Annotated in this window: 18 protein-coding genes; 13 read left to right on the top strand and 5 right to left on the bottom strand. The window is 53.9% G+C overall.

The annotated features are described in order from the left end of the window. The first annotated feature begins 91 nt into the window (after positions 1–91). The 11 genes from gpmI to JF44_RS0106265 all read left to right on the top strand — a co-directional run bounded on the left by gpmI (position 92) and on the right by JF44_RS0106265 (position 10,948). Positions 92–1,684, top strand: coding sequence for a 2,3-bisphosphoglycerate-independent phosphoglycerate mutase (gene gpmI, locus JF44_RS0106315; RefSeq protein ID WP_052065505.1), 1,593 nt, complete (start codon positions 92–94; stop codon positions 1,682–1,684). Beyond that, the gene (locus JF44_RS0106310; protein WP_033068102.1) at positions 1,662–3,026 is read left to right on the top strand and encodes a murein hydrolase activator EnvC family protein; all 1,365 of its coding nucleotides are present in this window, start codon (positions 1,662–1,664) and stop codon (positions 3,024–3,026) included. The genes gpmI and JF44_RS0106310 overlap by 23 nt, the downstream gene beginning before the upstream one ends. Continuing rightward, entirely contained in the window at positions 3,023–4,324 is a 1,302-nt protein-coding gene (locus JF44_RS0106305; RefSeq protein WP_033068101.1) for a S41 family peptidase, read from the top strand. The genes JF44_RS0106310 and JF44_RS0106305 overlap by 4 nt, the downstream gene beginning before the upstream one ends. A 34-nt stretch (positions 4,325–4,358) precedes the next feature. Beyond that, on the top strand, positions 4,359–5,918 hold the full coding sequence (locus JF44_RS0106300) for a divergent polysaccharide deacetylase family protein (RefSeq protein ID WP_238318385.1): 1,560 nt from the start codon (positions 4,359–4,361) through the stop codon (positions 5,916–5,918). Positions 5,919–5,957: 39 nt separating this feature from the next. Then, positions 5,958–6,503, top strand: coding sequence for an RNA pyrophosphohydrolase (locus tag JF44_RS0106295; RefSeq protein ID WP_052065504.1), 546 nt, complete (start codon positions 5,958–5,960; stop codon positions 6,501–6,503). Positions 6,504–6,586: 83 nt separating this feature from the next. Next, the gene (locus JF44_RS0106290) at positions 6,587–6,775 is read left to right on the top strand and encodes a hypothetical protein (RefSeq protein WP_033068099.1); all 189 of its coding nucleotides are present in this window, start codon (positions 6,587–6,589) and stop codon (positions 6,773–6,775) included. A gap of 110 nt (positions 6,776–6,885) precedes the next feature. Further along, positions 6,886–7,692, top strand: coding sequence for a methyltransferase domain-containing protein (locus tag JF44_RS0106285; RefSeq protein ID WP_033068098.1), 807 nt, complete (start codon positions 6,886–6,888; stop codon positions 7,690–7,692). 35 nt (positions 7,693–7,727) lie between these two features. Then, positions 7,728–8,573 carry an alpha/beta fold hydrolase gene (locus JF44_RS0106280; RefSeq protein WP_033068097.1) on the top strand — a complete coding sequence of 282 codons (846 nt, stop codon included), beginning with the start codon at positions 7,728–7,730 and terminating at the stop codon, positions 8,571–8,573. Positions 8,574–8,989: 416 nt separating this feature from the next. Then, positions 8,990–9,457 carry a hypothetical protein gene (locus JF44_RS0106275; protein ID WP_156111616.1) on the top strand — a complete coding sequence of 156 codons (468 nt, stop codon included), beginning with the start codon at positions 8,990–8,992 and terminating at the stop codon, positions 9,455–9,457. A 105-nt stretch (positions 9,458–9,562) separates the two neighbouring features. Further along, entirely contained in the window at positions 9,563–10,555 is a 993-nt protein-coding gene (locus JF44_RS0106270) for a squalene/phytoene synthase family protein (protein ID WP_033068095.1), read from the top strand. Positions 10,556–10,699: 144 nt separating this feature from the next. Then, complete coding sequence (locus tag JF44_RS0106265; RefSeq protein WP_033068094.1) at positions 10,700–10,948, top strand: hypothetical protein; 249 nt, start codon at positions 10,700–10,702, stop codon at positions 10,946–10,948. A gap of 90 nt (positions 10,949–11,038) precedes the next feature. On the opposite strand, the gene JF44_RS0106260 is transcribed toward JF44_RS0106265, so the two are convergent. From JF44_RS0106260 to JF44_RS0106245, 4 genes are all read right to left on the bottom strand, one after another. Then, positions 11,039–12,235 (bottom strand): phosphoglycerate kinase, encoded by a 1,197-nt coding sequence (locus JF44_RS0106260; RefSeq protein ID WP_033068093.1) that lies wholly within the window; start codon positions 12,233–12,235, stop codon positions 11,039–11,041. A 186-nt stretch (positions 12,236–12,421) separates the two neighbouring features. Then, positions 12,422–13,267: a diaminopimelate epimerase gene (gene dapF, locus JF44_RS0106255; protein ID WP_033068200.1), complete on the bottom strand. Its 846-nt coding sequence runs from the start codon at positions 13,265–13,267 to the stop codon at positions 12,422–12,424. Between the two features lie 43 nt (positions 13,268–13,310). Continuing rightward, positions 13,311–14,003 carry a TVP38/TMEM64 family protein gene (locus tag JF44_RS0106250; RefSeq protein ID WP_033068092.1) on the bottom strand — a complete coding sequence of 231 codons (693 nt, stop codon included), beginning with the start codon at positions 14,001–14,003 and terminating at the stop codon, positions 13,311–13,313. Between the two features lie 15 nt (positions 14,004–14,018). Next, complete coding sequence (locus JF44_RS0106245) at positions 14,019–14,765, bottom strand: SDR family oxidoreductase (RefSeq protein ID WP_033068199.1); 747 nt, start codon at positions 14,763–14,765, stop codon at positions 14,019–14,021. Between the two features lie 87 nt (positions 14,766–14,852). Between JF44_RS0106245 and JF44_RS0106240 the strand changes: the two genes are divergently transcribed. Further along, positions 14,853–15,437, top strand: a complete 585-nt coding sequence (locus JF44_RS0106240) for a Crp/Fnr family transcriptional regulator (protein WP_052065501.1) — start codon at positions 14,853–14,855, stop codon at positions 15,435–15,437. Here the strand turns inward: JF44_RS0106240 and JF44_RS0106235 are convergent. After that, positions 15,401–15,907 (bottom strand): hypothetical protein, encoded by a 507-nt coding sequence (locus JF44_RS0106235; RefSeq protein ID WP_033068091.1) that lies wholly within the window; start codon positions 15,905–15,907, stop codon positions 15,401–15,403. The two genes, JF44_RS0106240 and JF44_RS0106235, sit on opposite strands and share 37 nt — an antisense overlap. Positions 15,908–16,364: 457 nt before the next feature. Between JF44_RS0106235 and ccoN the strand changes: the two genes are divergently transcribed. Then, entirely contained in the window at positions 16,365–17,822 is a 1,458-nt protein-coding gene (ccoN, locus tag JF44_RS0106230) for a cytochrome-c oxidase, cbb3-type subunit I (protein ID WP_033068197.1), read from the top strand. The last annotated feature ends 9 nt before the right edge of the window (positions 17,823–17,831 follow it).

Genomic DNA, 17,831 nt, shown 5'->3' with positions numbered 1-17,831 from the left:
GCAGGATTGATGGCAAAATACCCTGTAAGTCACCATATCAGTTGGTAATTCTTTACGGGTAATTCAGCCTTTATCTTTATCTGTGGGGTTTATGAACGTGACTGACAAGAATTCCGTAAAGCGCCCGCGCCCTGTGGTGCTGTGCATTCTCGACGGCTGGGGGTATCGCGAGGAAAGCAAGGACAACGCTGTTGCCTTAGCCAATACGCCTGTCTGGGATGACCTTTACGCCAATAATCCGACAGGTTTTCTGAAAGCCTGTGGTCTGGATGTTGGCCTCCCCGAAGGTCAGATGGGCAATTCGGAAGTCGGTCACATGAACCTTGGCGCAGGTCGCGTGGTCATGCAGGAACTGCCAAAGATTGATGAAGCGGTTAAAACCGGCACCATTGCCGATACCGCCACGGTTCAAAAAATCATCACCAAGCTGTCAGACAGCAAAGGCGTTTGCCACATCGCAGGTCTCCTGTCGGATGGCGGGGTGCATTCCCATCAGGTCCATATGGCCGCCCTTGCCAAAATCATCGCGGATGCCGGCGTGCCGGTCAAAATCCACGCCTATCTGGATGGACGCGATACGGCACCGAAAAGCGCGGCCAAATTCCTTGAAAAATTCCGCGCAATGATTGGCGATTCCAATGTCGAAATCGCCACCGTGACTGGTCGTTATTATGCCATGGACCGCGACAACCGGTGGGAACGCGTCAGCCAAGCTTATTTCACCATGGTTGATGGCAAAAATTACGCCGATGGCCGTACTGCTGATAGCGCAGAAACCGCCATTGCCAATGCCTATGCGTCCGACACCACCGACGAGTTCGTACTGCCGACGGTGATTGGCGATTACGCAGGAATGCAAGAAGGCGATGGCCTGCTGATGACCAATTTCCGCGCCGACCGTGCGCGCGAAATTCTGGCCGCCATGTGTGCACCAGAGTTTGATGGCTTTGATCGCGGCACCCCCGTGAAATTCGCCGTTCAGGCCGGCATGGTCGCATATTCGTCCGAACACGCAAAATACATGGATGCGATCTATCCGCCCCAAACCCTGCCAAACATCTTTGGCGAAGTGGTTTCCAAAGCAGGCCTGAAACAGCTTCGCATTGCTGAAACCGAAAAATACCCGCATGTGTCGTTCTTCTTTAACGGTGGGGAAGAAACCGTTTACGAGGGCGAAGACCGTATTCTGGTTTCATCGCCAAAAGTCGCGACCTATGACCTGCAGCCGGAAATGTCCGCGCCTGAAGTCACGGAAAAACTTGTCGCTGCAATTAAATCCGAGAAATACGACACCATCATTCTGAACTTTGCCAACCCCGACATGGTCGGCCATAGCGGCATTCTTGAAGCCGCGATGAAAGCCGCCGAAGCCGTTGATACCTGCCTTGGCAAAGTGATTGATGCCGTCAAATCGGTTGGTGGCGTTGCCTTTGTCACCGCTGATCATGGCAATTGCGAAGTGATGGTCGATCAGCAAACCGGCGAACCACATACGGCGCACACCCTTAATCTGGTACCGACCATTCTTGTTAACGGTCCGGAAGGGGTAACATTGGAAGATGGGCGTCTTGCCGATGTCGCACCGACCTTGCTGAAATTGCTTGGTGTGCCGCAGCCAGCTGAAATGACCGGCACACCGCTGCTTAAGGGCCTGAAACAAGATGACGCGCTTCTTGCGAGTTAATAGGACATGGAAAATTGCCCTGCCTGCCGCGACGGTGCTTGCACTGTGTCTGGCAGGCGGGGCAGTGCCCTCTTTTGCCCAATCGCTGCAAAAAGTCGATCAGCAACTCGATCAGCTTGAAAATCAACTTTCCGAACAGCAGAAACAGGAAGAGTTTCTGTCGCGCAAGTCGCGCGAACTCTGGACCGAAGAACAAGCCCTGCAGTCTGAGGCGATCTCGGTCGCACGGCGCACCCAGCGTTTGGAAACAACCCTGACCGATCTCGAAGATCAGCTTCAGTCCCTTGAAAACCGTGAAAAGAACGCCGCGACCAGTCTGGAAGACAAGGCTGGTCAATATGCCCGCATTCTGATGGCGTTGCAGCGTTTGTCGACGACGCCGCCCGAGGCTGTCATCGCCCTGCCAACGTCCCCGCAGGATACATTGCGTTCTGCGGTACTGCTTAAGGCAGCCTTGCCCGGCGTAGAACAACATGCACGCGACCTGCGCAAGGAACTGGTTGAAATCGCATCCCTTCGCGAAGATATCCGTCAACGCCGAAGCGACGTTGCAGCCGCAACAGCCCAATTGCAAGACGAACGTACATCGCTTGCCGCGTTACTTGATGAAAAGCGTCGTCTGCGCGCCCAGACCGAGGCCGAAGCAGAAGAGGCCGCCAAAGCCGTAAGCCTGCTAGCTGATGAAGCCAAATCGCTTGGTGAATTGTTGCGCAACCTGCAAAAACGCGCCGAAGGGCTCCCAACACCGCGATCGCGCCCGGAAATCAGACTTGCCGCACGCACAGAGCCAGATGCCGATACACTTGGCACAACAACCATTGCAAAAAACACCCCGCCGCCTGCGCCTGTATCCAAAACAGAACCGGAAAACAACGCAGCGGCCACGGGGAACGACACATCAGAAGAAGAGTTTGCTGTTGGCAGTTCGATCACGCTTGCACAAGGCAATTTGCGGATGCCTGCCAGTGGCAAAGTCGTCACACTGTTCGGGGAAAAATCACGCGGTCCGGATGGATTAACCGTCAATCGGGCCAAGGGAATTGAGATCAGCACACGCGCGAATGCGCAGGTTGTCTCACCTTTTGACGGCAAAGTTGTCTTTGCCGGGCCCTTCCGCGGGTATGGCCGACTCTTGATTATCGAACATGGCGAAGGCTACCATAGCCTTATCGCCGGTTTTGATCGGCTTGACAGTGTGGTAGGACAATATCTGTTGGCGGGCGAACCTGTTGGTATTATGGGTGAAACTTCGCCAAAACTGTATCTGGAGATGCGCCAGGACGGGGAAGCAATCAATCCGCTTCCATGGCTGGCCTCGAAAAACGGCAAGGTAAGTGGATGAAAACCTCACGATTGGCAGTACTCGCGCTCGCGACCGGCATGACTCTCGGCCTTGCGTCGCCAAGTTTGGCGCAATCTTCAACCTCCTCGGCTGAGACCTATCGCTTGCTTAACCTGTTTGGCGACGTGTTCGAACAGGTCAAAGACAAATATGTCGAAGACGTCGATGACAAACAACTGATCGAAGCTGCCATCAACGGCATGCTGACGTCACTTGATCCGCATTCCTCTTATCTGAACATGGATAATTTCGAGGAAATGCAGGTCGATACCCGCGGCGAATTTGGCGGGCTTGGCATCGAAGTCACCATGGAAGACGGCTTTGTCAAAGTCATCGCCCCGATCTATGACACGCCCGCTGAAAAGGCCGGGCTGCAACCGGGCGATTTCATTACCCACATCGATGGCACTGCCATTCGCGGCATGACGCTTAATGATGCAGTCGAAATGATGCGCGGCAAAGTCAATACCGACATCATCCTGACCATCATTCGCAAAGGTGAACAAACGCCGTTTGATGTCACCCTGACCCGTGCAGTGATCAAAATCCAGTCGGTCCGTGCAGAACCAAAAGATGACGTTGGCTATATCCGCATCACGAAATTCAACGAACAGACCTACAGCGGCCTGCAACGCGCCATCACCGACATGCGCGAAGAAATCGGCCCCGAGATCAAGGGCCTGGTGATTGATATGCGCAACAATCCGGGCGGTCTTCTTGATCAGGCAATTGCGGTTTCCGATGCGTTCCTTGATAAAGGCGAAATCGTTTCGACCCGTCCGCGCGACACCCAGAATACGGAACGCTACAACGCACGTAGCGGCGACCTGACCGAAGGCTTGCCAATTGTCGTTTTGATCAATGATGGTTCGGCATCGGCATCGGAAATTGTCGCTGGCGCCCTTCAGGATCATCGCCGTGCGGTCATCATGGGAACGCGCAGCTTTGGCAAGGGGTCGGTTCAGACCATCCTGCCGATGCCCGGCAATGTCGCCCTGCGTCTGACCACGGCGCGCTATTACACGCCGTCAGGAAAATCTATTCAGGAAGTCGGAATTGTTCCGGACATCATTGTTCCGCAAGCCCGCGTCGAAAGCATCGAATCCGAGACCCGTCGTTCCGAAGCATCGCTTAGCGGCGCACTTCGCAATGAGGACGAAGGCATCAGTGATGCGGAACAGGATGCAAATTCCCGCCGCGATCAGGCCGAGCAAGTTGCGATTGAAGATTACCAGCTTTCGCGTGCGCTTGACATGATCCGGGGTATTTCCCTGTTTGGCCCGCGCCCCAACGGGTAAGCCTGGGTCAGGCATCATGAGAGACTAGCTGTTCGTGATCAGGAAAATCCTAAATTCCTTGCCGTTCCGAAAGAAGAAGGACGGCGACATCGACGAGGAACTGGCCGAAGATTTGGCCGACGACCTCGACGAAGGGATGACTGACGCCGCTGATGATGAAAGCGACGTCGACCTGGATGACCTGCCGTTCAACGAACTGCCGATTGATGTTCAAACAAAACGGCTGCCAAAACGCCCTAAATCACGGCGGAGCTGGCTGTCCAAAATGCTGATCATCATGGTGTTCCTGTCACCGTTCGGGGCTACTGCGGTTGCAATGATCCCGGTGCTTGACCCGGAAACGGGTTGGCGGCTGTTTCACATGGGGGGGCCCGGCGCCACGGTTACCGTACCGGGGACAGAACGTGAACTTCAGGAAGAAATTGCCCGCGGGGTTCAGGACGTTCAGGACCGCGATCGTGCCGCACAACAATCCGGAAACGATGACAGCAGCGGTACACCGCAGTCCGCCGAAGACATTGCCAGCGATCTTGAAGGCGTGTCTGATCTGATAGGAACGCCGGACGACACCAGTGCTACCGGCGAAAGCGATGCACCCACCCCCGAAGAACTGGCGGCCCTGATCGAGGAAGAAGGTTCCCTTGATGATCCCATCGAACCTGACCCCTTGCGTCCAGCCCCACTGCCCGGCCTTGACGAAGAAGGCAGCTTTGGCCGTATCCCGCGTATAGGCGATGATGGGACAACCCCGTTTGATGCGTATAAACGGCCATTCGAATTACCTGAAGATGTTCCGGTTGTCGCCGTCATGCTGACCGGGGTTGGCCTTAACCCGCAACGCACAGAAACGGCGATCAATGATCTGCCCTTGAACATCTCGCTGGCGATTTCGCCCTATGCCCGCGACCTGCAAACCATTGCCCGCGACGCACGGGCAATGGGCCATGAAGTATTCCTTGAACTGCCAATGGAACCGGTCGACTTCCCGCTGTCAGATCCCGGTCCACGCGCACTTTTAACCTCCCTGTCAGAGGGCGAAAACCTTGTCCGCCTTGAATGGCTGCTGGCCCGTTTCCCCGGTTATGCCGGTCTTGTCAGCCGTCAGGGCTCGAAGTTCGGCAGCCTCGACAGCGCCATTCGACCGGTGATTGAGTTTATTTCGCGCACGGGTCTGATGTATGTCGAAGGGTCTGGAAACGGCGTCGCCAGTTATGGCGCACAGCTTGCCTCAAATGATGGAACGCCCAACGCAATCGGCAATGTCATTATTGACGAGGTGCCAAGCCGCCGTCAGATTGACAGCCAACTGGCCGAATTGGTCGAAGTAGCGAAACGTAACGGGGTTGCCGTGGGGATCGCGCACTCCTATCCGGTCACCATTCAACGATTGCGTAACTGGGCCTTCCGCCTCGGACGTCAGGGCGTTGTTCTGGTACCGGTCAGTGCCGTGGCAAGCCAACAGGTCACACCACAATCTGCCGACGAAGCCGAAGCTGCCCGTCTTGAAGCCGAAGAACGCGAAGCCGCTGCCATGGCCGAACAGGCCGCCCAGCAAGAAGACAGCGAAGAACCTGCCGAAACAATCGAGAACTAGGAACAGGTGGCCATCCGGTCCCCCCAGTCAGGAGCAATCATGGCAAAAAAGTCCGCCCCCAAAAAACAGACCGAGGTCGCAAAAAAGGACAAGGTCACGGCAGAGGATCTGCCCTATCGACCTTGTGTTGGCATTGCCCTGTTTAATGCCGACGGGCTTGTCTGGATGGGCAACCGTTTCGGATTTGAAGGGGCCTGGCAATTGCCACAAGGCGGCATTGATGACGGCGAAACACCCGTTGAGGCAGCCCTGCGAGAACTGGAAGAAGAAATCGGCACCAACAAAGCCGAAATTGTTTCTGAAACACCGGACTGGCTGACCTATGATTTGCCCGATCACCTGATTGGCAAGGCGTTCAAGGGCAAGTATCGCGGCCAGAAGCAAAAATGGTTCGCCATGCGCTTTACCGGCAAGGACAAACACATCAACATTGATGTGCCAAACCCGGAATTTGACAGTTGGCGCTGGAATGATTTTGCGACATTGCCGGATCTGATCGTGCCGTTTAAGCGCCCGGTCTATTTGCAACTAGCTGCGGCATTTCATGACATACCGCAAAGAATCCGTGAAATGGATCGTGCATAAGGTTGCGTTAGCGGCTTGATCATTGTCAGGTTTTCGCTACATCTTATATATCAAGAACCCACTCGGCTTGGAGGATTACCAACATGGGTATGGATCGGTTGATCTTTGGCGTTCTGACCATTGTGGTTGGTCTTTTTGGCCTGTTTTATGCTTCAGGTTCGTTCGACGGATATTCCTACTTTATCGGTCTTGTCCTGTTCATCGGGGCTGTATTGTTCATGTTCCACCTGATCAAGGGGTACTATGATCAACTCGAATCCGAAGACCACTAAGCGGCCAAACCCGACTTGTAGCACCGCGTGTCCTGAACTTGGGCATGTATCTTTGGAAACAGGTTACCTCGACGCTTCAAATGCCTTTTGAAACGCGTTAAGAATATCCGATGAGCAATACACATTGGGACCCTGCCCGTTACGGTTTGTTTGGCAATGAGCGCCTGCGACCGGCCATCGACCTGATTTCGCGTTTGCCCAAACCGGCAAGCGGATTTTTCCCCCGCCATATTGTCGACCTTGGCTGCGGCCCAGGTTCCGTGACAGCGGTGCTTGCCGATGCATTTGGTGCAAACACACCGAATGGCCCGCGCGTTGTTGGTGTCGATTCATCTGACGAGATGCTTGAAACTGCGCGCAAGCGCAAAGAAGACATCACATGGCAAAAAGCCGACATTGCGTCATGGCAACCTGACGAACCGGTTGACCTGCTCTTTTCTAATGCGGCCCTGCACTGGGTGCCCGACCATTCAAAACTGTTTCCAAGGCTTCTGGAGTTTGTTCGCCCCGGCGGCATCCTTGCCGTTCAGGTTCCCAATAACTTCCTCGCCCCCAGCCACCAACTGATTGGCGAAGCAGGCATTGACTGGCGCAAGGAAGTCGCTGCCGCCATGCATGTCGCACGCATCATGCGTCCGGGTGATTACTTTGATGTTCTCGCCCCGGCATGTGATGACGTGGACCTTTGGCAGACACAATATTGTCACGTCCTGACCGGACCAGACGCAGTTTATAACTGGACCAGTTCGACCATTCTGCGCCCGGTGATGGACGCCCTGCCCGATGACGAAGCACGCACGACATTCACCAAAAAATACAAGGAACGCCTTAATCAGGTGTACCCTTCGCGCGATGACGGGCGCACATTGTTTCCGTTCAATCGCCTGTTCATGATTGCGCAAAAGCGCGCAACCTGATCCGCAAAATCCCCGTCCCTGACAAGGAGCATTTCATGGCAGACTTTCGCGAACATTTCGTCAAATGCTGCGGGTATGAAGTCCATGTCAGGGCATGGGGTGATCCATCCAAACGACCGCTTTTGATGATGCATGGCCTGGCTCGCCTGGCCGACGATTTTGATCATGTCGCCCCGCATTTCACCGATCAGTACTATGTTCTGTGCCCCTCCATGATCGGGCGGGGATATTCCGGCTGGGCCAGCGATCCGGATACGCAATACACCGTACCCTTCTATGTTGCGCAAATGTTTGAATTGCTCGATCACTTCAACATCGAAACATGTGACTGGATTGGCACGTCCATGGGGGGCCTGATCGGCCTTTACGCCACAGCAGAAGTCGCCGGGCGCATCGAAAGACTGGTCTTGAATGACATCGGCCCTGAACTTGATCCGGATGCGGTTGCAAGTATCAAATCCTATGTCGGGGCATCCCCCGAGTTTGAAACCATCGACGAGGTCGAACAACTCGTAAGGCTTGTCTATGCCCCGTTTGGGGTAGCCGATGACGCGACTTGGTCTTTTTTGGCATCAAGGTCGGTACGCCGCCTGCCAAACGGCAACTTCATGATGCATTATGACCCGGAAGTCATGCGGGTCTTCGCCGAACATATTGATTCCCTTGATGCCTGGGCCGAATTTGACGCCCTGCCGTGTCCGGTAATGCTGATCAGTGGCGCGCAATCAGACCTGATTCCCAAACCGATTGTCGAGAAGATGAAACAAAAAAAGCCGGAAATGCCGGTTTTTGTAGTAGCGAACTGTGGCCATGCTCCCCATTTAAATGACAAAGAGCAAATCGGCGCAATTCGGGATTTTCTGGGCAAAAACACTTCCTGATCTGCTTTCACGGCAGAATGCAGGAAGATGCCACGCCGGACTTTCCCGTTTATATAGAACCCAAATTCATATTCGCACGTCAGAACGGCGAAAAGGGTTCGTCGATTGTTGGTTGGGGCCAACAACATCAAACCATTCCTGTGTTCAGGTAATGACGCAGTTTGGATATTGCCTCGATTGTCGTGACTTTTCGATCACCTGTGGGCACAGGCGACATGGCAAAACAAAATTGGATAAATCCGGCTCGAACTACGACTTTTCTGACGACTTTGCTGTGTGCAGGTCTGATTCAGAACGGGTTTTCCTATGCCCAATCCCCGGAAGATAATATTCCTGCACAAGATGGCACACACCTGATTCCCGGCGGAAGCATGTTTGGGACAGGCATCCTGCCCCCATTCGGTCGGATCGGCTCCATGGCCGATCTTACCCCGTCTGCGCGCTATGGCATTGCCCTTGGGCCTTCTGCAGATGATCCAACAGACACATCGCACTATTGGTTGGAACTGGGAAGCACGTCCCGCTCAGAACAGGGTATGCGCGGGCAAATCGGCCTTGGGTATTCCCCCTCACCTGAAATCGGGTTTGCGATGGGGCCGTTTTTTGATCTCGACAGTTCCGCACCGGGCGGCATTGGCGTTTACCAAACAGATGAATTCGCTGCAGGCCAGTCTACGCGCCATGGTTTTGTTGTTGGCGGTGATGGCCTGACCAACGACGCCGGACTGGCTGGCTCCTTGTCATATATGCCACTTCCCGACATCTGGATTGGTATGCATGGATCGGTTTCACGTGACCTTGGCGCGCAAAATCCCAACGATGGCCTTCTTGATGGCATTGATGCCATGCTTGGACTGACGGCAAGTTACAGAATTAAATTCTGACCCAAACCCAACACGGTGTTGCGCCCGCAACAATTCCACTATTGCACAGGGCTGGCAGTCCTGTATGACTGTTTGAAGGGCAACCAAAGGGAAATATAGACGCGCATGAGCCATTCGCTCCCACCTGAAAATGCCGTACTTGGCGCACCATTCGATGCCTGTAACAAGCTGGCAGCTGCAAAAAACGCCAACCTTTATCGTGCAGCCATGCGGCTTTCCCCCGAACGGCAGCGTTTCTTCCTTGCCGCCTATGCATCCATGCGCGTGATTGACGATATCGTCGATGACGGCTTCCTCGAACTGCCTGATGCCGAACGCGATGCCATGCGCGAAGATATTCTTGATACGATTCAGCAGTGGCAGGCGCAGGTCATGGCGGCCAAGGCCAATATGGATAATCCCCTGCCTGAAAGCGGGCCGCTCAATGACTCTGTCTATGACGCCCTGCGTCTGACACTTGGGCGCAGTGATTTACCTGCGGATCCGTGGATTGAATTGGCAGACGCCCTTCATCGTGACATTGCCGAAGAACCGATGGATGAATGGGATGATTTCATTGCCTATTGCGAAGGTGCAACCGCCGCACCGGCATCCATCTTTGTCTATTTGATCTCTGCACGTCATGATCCGGAAATCGGCTATACCTCGCCGCTGACCAATCCGCCGCTGTATCACGCACGCGATATGGCTATCTTTTGCTATATCATCCATATCCTGCGCGACCTGCCCGAAGACATCAAAGGCCCGGACCGTTTGGTCACGATCCCAGCGGAAATGCTGATTGCTGCCGATATCACCCTTGGTGAAATCCGCAATGCCATTGGTCAGGGAAAGTATGACGATCTGGATTATCTGGGCAAGATCCTGCTTGAACATGCCTGGGAGCATTTTGAAACCGGTCAGGCCCGATCGAGCGAGTTGCTTTCTGTACTTGATACCGACGAGGCCGACACATTATCGCGCTTGTTCACAGTCTATATAGAATTGGGCAGCGCAATGATGGAGGGTGGCTATGCCAGCTTCCTGAAAGATCGGGACGCGATCATGCAAAGCACCGCGCAAAACAGCCTGCCGGACGTGAACAAGCACCAAGATTAGAGTTTATTCATTAATACTCTCGACCTTGGCGCGAAGCTCTATCATCATACCCCTGAGACAAGAAACCAAACGACCGGTCGCATACAGCATAGAACCAACAGAGATTGCCGAGCGACCTTCAAACAACGCTAAAAGGGGTAAGCGATGTTTCCTTGGTTAAAAAGACTGGAATCCTGGGCGCGCAACCAGTGGGTCGATGCGTCTGTCGGCTTCATCTTATTGTTCACAGCACTCGGTGATACAGGTGATACGCTGTTTGAAGATTTGACGTCGGGCAATTTCAAAGGGTCCCACGGTGTGCTTGTTTTGGGCCTGGCCCATATCATCCGGTCTATTCCACCAGTAATCAGAAGCATCAGCCTTATTTTCTATGCCGAGAGCGAGAAAACGTAATTAAATCACGCTGCCCTGTTCTGTCTTTGAGCAAAAGAAAGCCCCGCCAGTTTGGCGGGGCTTGTCATTTTGGGCCTTAGGCACGTTTGCTTACTTGGCGCGGAGCGCTGCAACACCTGGAAGGGTTTTGCCTTCTAGCCATTCAAGAAACGCACCGCCTGCGGTCGAGACATATGAAAACGCCTGATCTGCATCAGCATGGCGCAAGGCTGCCACCGTATCACCCCCGCCTGCAACCGACAGAAGCCTGCCTTCGTTGGTCAGCTTGGCGGCATGTTGGGCGACAGAAACGGTTGCGGTATCAAACGGTGTGATTTCAAACGCACCAAGCGGACCGTTCCATACCAGCGTCTCGCAGGTTTCAAGGCGTTTATTGAGGTCTTCAATCGTTTTCGGGCCAGCATCAAGGATCATGCCGTCTGCTGCCACATCATTGATGTCAGACACATCATGCGGCGCATTGGCGGCAAATTCTTGGGCAACCAGACCATCGACCGGCAGGACGATTTCGCAATTGGCAGCTTCGGCCTTGGTGAAAATCTCGCGTGCGGTTGCAAGCAGGTCATGCTCGCACAGCGACTTGCCAACATTAACCCCCTTGGCTGCAAGGAAGGTGTTGGCCATGCCACCACCGATCACCAATTGATCGACCTTGGCCACCAGATTTCCCAACAGATCAAGTTTGGTGGAAATCTTTGCACCACCAACAATTGCCATCACTGGATGCTTCGGTGCTTCAAGCGCATTGCCCAGGGCTTCGAGTTCAACCTGCATCAAACGGCCGGCATAGGCCGGAAGCGCGCGTGCCAAACCTTCGGTCGAAGCGTGTGCGCGGTGTGCACATGAAAACGCATCATTGACGAAAAGATCGCCAAGTTTCGCCAATTCTGCAACGAAAGCCGGGTCGTTCTTTTCTTCTTCTGCGTGGTAGCGCAGGTTTTCAAGCAACGCGATCTCGCCGTTTTCAAGGCTGTTCACGACGCTTGCGGCCGCATCACCGATGCAATCATCGGCAAATTTCACCGACCGCCCAAGTTGCTTGGCAAGGGCATCTGCAACCGGTTTCAGGCTCATTTCAGGGACGCGTTCGCCTTTGGGACGACCGAAATGGGTAATCACCACCAGTTTCGCACCGGCATCGGCCAATTCGATCAGTCCAGGGACTGTGCGGTCGATACGGGTCGTATCCCCAACAACACCATCCTTCATCGGAACATTAAGATCAGCGCGCAGCAAAACGCGCTTGCCAGCGACATTGACACCGTCAAGCGTATTGAAGTCAGCCATTATCTGAACCTGCTTTTGAGTTTCACAAAAGACGGGATTGGGTGTCCCGACATGGATCGAACCAAATCCTGATGCGCCCTGTTTTGCCCGATCAGGTCCATGGACGCAAGACTGGATCAAGTCCGTACAAATACCTGCATGAAAAACCGGCCAAACAGGAAATATCGGCCGGATTTCAAATTCTGCTTAGTGGTTCCCCAACAGGGACGCATGTAAGAAACCGGAAAAACTGGTCGCCACCGGCCCAGTCATCAAGACATGATCATCGGGCAACCATTCAATGGTCAGCGGCCCACCATCAAGGATCACTTCAACCTTGCGACCGGTCAATCCACGCCGTGCAGCTGCAACACCAACTGCGCAGGCCCCGGTTCCGCAGGCACGGGTAACCCCGACACCACGTTCCCAGACCCGCATGCGAATTTTGTCTTCACCGATAAGGCTACAGACTTCGATATTGGCGCGCTCGGGAAACATTTCGTGATGTTCAAGCACCGGACCAAGTTTTTCGATGTCAATTTCTTCGGCATTATCGACAAAGAAAACGCCATGTGGATTTCCGATATTCACCCCGACGGCATCCGAAAGCGGACCAAGCGACAGGGGAATGTGATTGGTATCGACCGCCTCAGACAGCGGGATATCACGCCAGTCCAGTTTGGCCTGGCCCATATCAACGGTCACCCGGCCATCCGCCAAACCATTGGCATCAAGCAAACCAACCACCGTTTCAATAATGACTTCCTTGCGGCCCAACTCGCCCATGACGACGTTCGCGACACAGCGCGTCGCATTGCCGCAAGCCTCGACCTCGCCGCCGTCATTGTTGCGAATGCGCATAAACGCATCGGCCAGATCATCACGGGCCGGTTCAATGACGATCAACTGGTCACAGCCAACACCGGTCTTGCGATCAGCGATGCGGGCGGCCGTTGCGTTATCAAGATCAAGCACAGCGGGATCGCGTCGTCCATCAAAGACAACGAAATCATTTCCCAGACCATGCATTTTGACAAATGGAATACCGTTCATACCCGCCTTATAATCCTGATTGCCAGACACGTCCACATGCGGGTTAATCCGAAATATCGCCAATCACCTGACGGGGTGTCCGAACTGCGCGGCGGCGATGAACCCCGATAAGTACAAACCAGCACAACCACATGCCGACCGAAAGTGCAGCAGCCCCCCAGATCGCAGGCATCGGATTGGCAAGTGAACTTTGCGCCCCCAGATACCCGCACACCACCACATAGGGTACCGTCCCGATCAGATACGCCAAGCCGAACCGCAAAACCCGCATTCTGGTTACCCCGGCAAGACAACAGGATACCTCAGGCAGGATTGGCATTGCCCGGCAGATCATCAAGACCGCCATGCCATAGCGGGCAAAAACATCCTCCATTTCAGCCAACCGGGCATCATCGCGCATAATGCGATGCAATACTGACCGTCCGTATTTTCGACTGATGACATAGCCCGTAACCCCGGCAAAGATCATGCCTGTGCCTGCGGCAAGTGGCCCTGCAACCGGACCCAGAAAATATCCCGCCAGCAAACTGATCGTCATGGTCGGAACTGCTATAAACAGATCGGCAAACAGAAGGCCAATCACCACACCGGCAACCAACCACGGATCAATTTCGCCCGCACGCTCAAGCCAGGTCACCACATCGGCTTTTTGCAACAATCCGGTCGCAACCAAAATGCCAAATGTCGCAGCAAAACAAGTCGCCAGAATGAATGCAGTCTTGATCAAGTCTTTCATGTCATGCCCTCCGGATTAGCCGTTGCGCAGAATTGATTTCATCAGTGCCGGGGATATTCGGCTGATCAGGGGAATCCAGCGTGCTTTCCCAACGTAAATCTCGTCCTGCCCGGCTTCGATCCCATCATGGATCGACAATGCGGCCAGCTTCGCTGACATTTTCCGTACATTCCGTGCGCTGGTCATGGGCGTATCAACCACGGGCAGGAATACCTCGCTGATCGCCACCGCAGCGTCCGCAGACGCCAATTGATAACGCAAACTCTGGCTAAAACTGTGTAGTGCGGCCTTGCTTGCACAATAAAGCGCACTGCTGGTTTTCGGGAAAAAGGCCAAGCCCGACGAAACATTGACGATCCTGACCCTGCTACGCCGTTTCGCGATTTGGTGCATGATCACTGCGCGGCAGATAAGAACAGGCGCAAGAAAATTGATCGCGATCTCTTTTTTCGCATTGGACGCACTAAATTCGGCATCCGTCATCCGGCCGTCGTTCTGAATGGCGGCGTTGTTGATGACAAGCGACAGATCGGGGAAATCAGCCATCACCTGCGCCATCATTGCATCAACAGCATCGGCGTCACCAAGATCGGCCTTAATCGAACGCACGCCGGAATATTGATCGCACAATTTCGAAAGCTTCGTCTCCGAACGTCCATGCGCGATCACCTGATTGCCCAAGGCATGATACAGACGAAGCAATTCCAACCCGATACCGGAAGTCGCCCCCGTAATCAGGACAGGATCGTTTTGTTGGGTCATAATGGCTTTCCTTCTGGGTGATCTTGATGTCAGATCACCGCTGATAACCATCAAAAGGCCTTGCGACATTAACCCGGGTTTATCGACATGGATTTTTGTGCCCTCATTGATCGCCTTTGTGCAGATCCCGCCATCGCCGGAAGCGAACGCACAGCACATTACGCGAAAAGCAGTCAGATCATCCGTCAAGGTGACATATGCCGGGATGTGATTTTCCTGCAAAACGGACTGGCCCAGATGTCCTATGTCACCTTTGAGGGCAAGGAATGGATCAAAAGCTTTTTTGTAGAAGAATCCGTGATGGGGTCACGGCGATGCCAGTTGCTGGGCGAACCAAGCACCTTTTCCATCATCTGCCTTGAAGATTGTGACGTATTGGCCATTCCCTATGACAGGGTTCGCAAGGCTGCGGCAAATTCACCAACGCTTCTGGCATTTTTTTTCGATTTCAATGAACAGGTCAGCCTGCGCAAGGAAAAACGCGAATACGAGTTTCTCTGCCTGTCTGCACAGGATCGCTACCAACGCTTCCTGGTGGATTATGCGCATATCGTTCCGCGCCTGACACAGGCACAGATCGCAAGCTTCATTGGCATCACACCAATTGCTTTGTCACGGATCAGAAAACGTATCAATCAGGCCGATAGCTTGGGCGTTGCCGGCGCACAATAACGCACCTTGCTTGGCGTAAAACCAGCGCGTGCAAAATAGGTCTGCAACCGTTCATCAAGTTCGCCAAGCGAAACATACACATTGTGACAGCCATGGATGCTGGCCAGGCGGGTCATGGCATCACGCATGGCATCAAGAACATGGTCGCCGGTCACAATTTCGACGGCGATGATGTTGTCCACATGCAAGACCATCCCGTCGGCCATGTCATCACGCACATAATAGGAAAAAAGCCCGTGGATATAGCCACGTTCATTGGCAACGACAATCAACCCGCGCTGCCGCTGCCAAAGGATATTGTCGCCGTCGCAGGTGATGTTCGAGACGTCATGCGTAACCGGCATGCAGTATCTGTCGACGAATGTCCGCCAACGGTCAAAAGACATGTCGACTTGCAACATTTGAACCAACGGATAGGTCATATCCGCTGTCTGCGCTGTAAGTGGAAGTGACGTATAGACGTCTGACATGATCCTGCCCTCTCGAATTCTACGGATCATGCCGCAAATAAATCCGGGCAACCTTGATGTGCATCAACACCCTTGGGCGGTTTCACGTTCATAAACACCCTCGGCACAAAAACTCTCTGACGGGCGATAACATTTCCACAGACTGAATGGGCAATGGGTTTGCAAGGCTGGGATCAGAACTCATTCCAAGTGAATTAATGAGTTCCGACCCCGGATTGACGTAGGTCAATGGCATCTGGGTCAACAGCCCGCATACTCGTTACTCGAAATTGGAAACCTCGCCCGGAACTTAAGCGCCCTGACGTTTTGCCATGGCGCATTTTGGGTGGGGCTTTTTGTGCAGGTGGACCGCAGGCAATTGGGCATCGGTTCACCGGGACTATTGAAACTGCCCAAGAGGGTTTTGGACAGTTCACCCGACCACCTTGAACGGGAGTCAAGCATGAGCCAGGGGAGCATGGCACAGGCAGCATCGCCATCCGTTGCTGTCGATTACAATATGGACGTTGTGCGCTGGGGCGCACTTGCGACCGTATTCTGGGGCGTTATCGGATTTGTCGTGGGCGATGTCATTGCCTGGCAGCTTGCTTTTCCGGCGCTCAATTTCGATAACGAATTTCTCAATTTCGGACGTCTGCGCCCGCTGCATACGTCTGCCGTGATCTTTGCTTTTGGTGGTAACGCGCTTCTGGCGACGTCCTTCTATGTCGTACAACGAACTTGTCGCGCGTCGCTTTATGGCGGCAAGGCGCTTCCGGCATTCGTTTTCTGGGGATATCAGTTATTCATCGTCATGGCCGCCATCGGCTATGTCACCGGTGTGACCCAGGGGCGTGAATATGCCGAACCGGAATGGTTTGTTGATATCTGGCTCACAATCGTTTGGGTCTGCTATCTGGCGGTGTTTGTCGGCACCCTTCTGAAACGAACCGAACCGCATATCTATGTCGCGAACTGGTTCTATCTGGCCTTTATCGTGACCATTGCGATGCTCCATCTTGGCAACAACCTTGCCATCCCGGTTTCGCTGTTTGGCACGAAATCCTATTCGATGTTCTCTGGCGTTCAGGATGCCCTGACCCAGTGGTGGTATGGCCACAATGCGGTGGGCTTCTTCCTTACGGCAGGTTTCCTTGGCATGATGTATTACTTCATTCCAAAGCGTGCCGAACGTCCGGTTTATTCCTATCGCCTGTCGATCATTCACTTTTGGGCGCTGATCTTCCTCTATATCTGGGCCGGTCCGCACCACCTGCATTACACCGCCCTTCCCGATTGGGCACAGACCCTTGGCATGACATTCTCGATCATGCTGTGGATGCCGTCATGGGGCGGGATGATCAACGGTCTGATGACGCTTTCAGGGGCCTGGGACAAACTGCGTACCGACCCGGTTTTGCGGTTCATGGTTGCTGCTGTCGGATTCTACGGCATGTCGACCTTCGAAGGTCCGGTCATGTCGATCAAGGCGGTCAACGGTCTGTCGCACTATACCGACTGGACCATTGGTCACGTGCATTCCGGGGCGCTTGGTTGGGTTGCCTTTGTATCGTTTGGTGCGATTTACTTCCTGATCCCCGTGCTTTGGAACCGTGAACGCCTGTATTCGATGCGCCTTGTGGCCCATCACTTCTGGCTCGGCACCATCGGGATCGTTCTTTACATCACGTCGATGTGGGTTTCGGGGATCATGCAGGGCCTGATGTGGCGCGCTTATGACGAGCTTGGCTTCCTGCAGTATTCCTTTATCGAAACGGTCGAGGCAATGCATCCCTACTACATCATTCGTGCAACCGGTGGCCTGCTGTTCGTGCTGGGTTCGCTGCTGATGGTCTGGAACGTTTACAAGACCATCAAGGGGGATCTTCGCAACGAAGCACCAATCGGCACACCTGCAACCGTTGCAGCCGAATAAGGGGGAACG

This window comes from Thalassospira australica (assembly GCF_000763295.1).
GTDB classification, from domain to species: Bacteria; Pseudomonadota; Alphaproteobacteria; order Rhodospirillales; family Thalassospiraceae; genus Thalassospira; species Thalassospira australica.
Note: the sequence above shows the minus strand (reverse complement) of the source record. Positions and strands in the feature narration are given on the sequence as shown.

Bases quoted from the DNA above. Each gene is read 5' to 3' on its own strand.
- gpmI (WP_052065505.1), top strand. From the start codon at position 92: ATGAACGTGACTGACAAGAATTCCGTAAAGCGCCCGCGCCCTGTGGTG.
- JF44_RS0106310 (WP_033068102.1), top strand. From the start codon at position 1,662: ATGACGCGCTTCTTGCGAGTTAATAGGACATGGAAAATTGCCCTGCCT.
- JF44_RS0106305 (WP_033068101.1), top strand. From the start codon at position 3,023: ATGAAAACCTCACGATTGGCAGTACTCGCGCTCGCGACCGGCATGACT.
- JF44_RS0106295 (WP_052065504.1), top strand. From the start codon at position 5,958: ATGGCAAAAAAGTCCGCCCCCAAAAAACAGACCGAGGTCGCAAAAAAG.
- JF44_RS0106290 (WP_033068099.1), top strand. From the start codon at position 6,587: ATGGGTATGGATCGGTTGATCTTTGGCGTTCTGACCATTGTGGTTGGT.
- JF44_RS0106285 (WP_033068098.1), top strand. From the start codon at position 6,886: ATGAGCAATACACATTGGGACCCTGCCCGTTACGGTTTGTTTGGCAAT.
- JF44_RS0106280 (WP_033068097.1), top strand. From the start codon at position 7,728: ATGGCAGACTTTCGCGAACATTTCGTCAAATGCTGCGGGTATGAAGTC.
- JF44_RS0106275 (WP_156111616.1), top strand. From the start codon at position 8,990: ATGGCCGATCTTACCCCGTCTGCGCGCTATGGCATTGCCCTTGGGCCT.
- JF44_RS0106270 (WP_033068095.1), top strand. From the start codon at position 9,563: ATGAGCCATTCGCTCCCACCTGAAAATGCCGTACTTGGCGCACCATTC.
- JF44_RS0106265 (WP_033068094.1), top strand. From the start codon at position 10,700: ATGTTTCCTTGGTTAAAAAGACTGGAATCCTGGGCGCGCAACCAGTGG.
- JF44_RS0106260 (WP_033068093.1), bottom strand. From the start codon at position 12,235: ATGGCTGACTTCAATACGCTTGACGGTGTCAATGTCGCTGGCAAGCGC.
- dapF (WP_033068200.1), bottom strand. From the start codon at position 13,267: ATGAACGGTATTCCATTTGTCAAAATGCATGGTCTGGGAAATGATTTC.
- JF44_RS0106250 (WP_033068092.1), bottom strand. From the start codon at position 14,003: ATGAAAGACTTGATCAAGACTGCATTCATTCTGGCGACTTGTTTTGCT.
- JF44_RS0106245 (WP_033068199.1), bottom strand. From the start codon at position 14,765: ATGACCCAACAAAACGATCCTGTCCTGATTACGGGGGCGACTTCCGGT.
- JF44_RS0106240 (WP_052065501.1), top strand. From the start codon at position 14,853: ATGGATTTTTGTGCCCTCATTGATCGCCTTTGTGCAGATCCCGCCATC.
- JF44_RS0106235 (WP_033068091.1), bottom strand. From the start codon at position 15,907: ATGTCAGACGTCTATACGTCACTTCCACTTACAGCGCAGACAGCGGAT.
- ccoN (WP_033068197.1), top strand. From the start codon at position 16,365: ATGGCACAGGCAGCATCGCCATCCGTTGCTGTCGATTACAATATGGAC.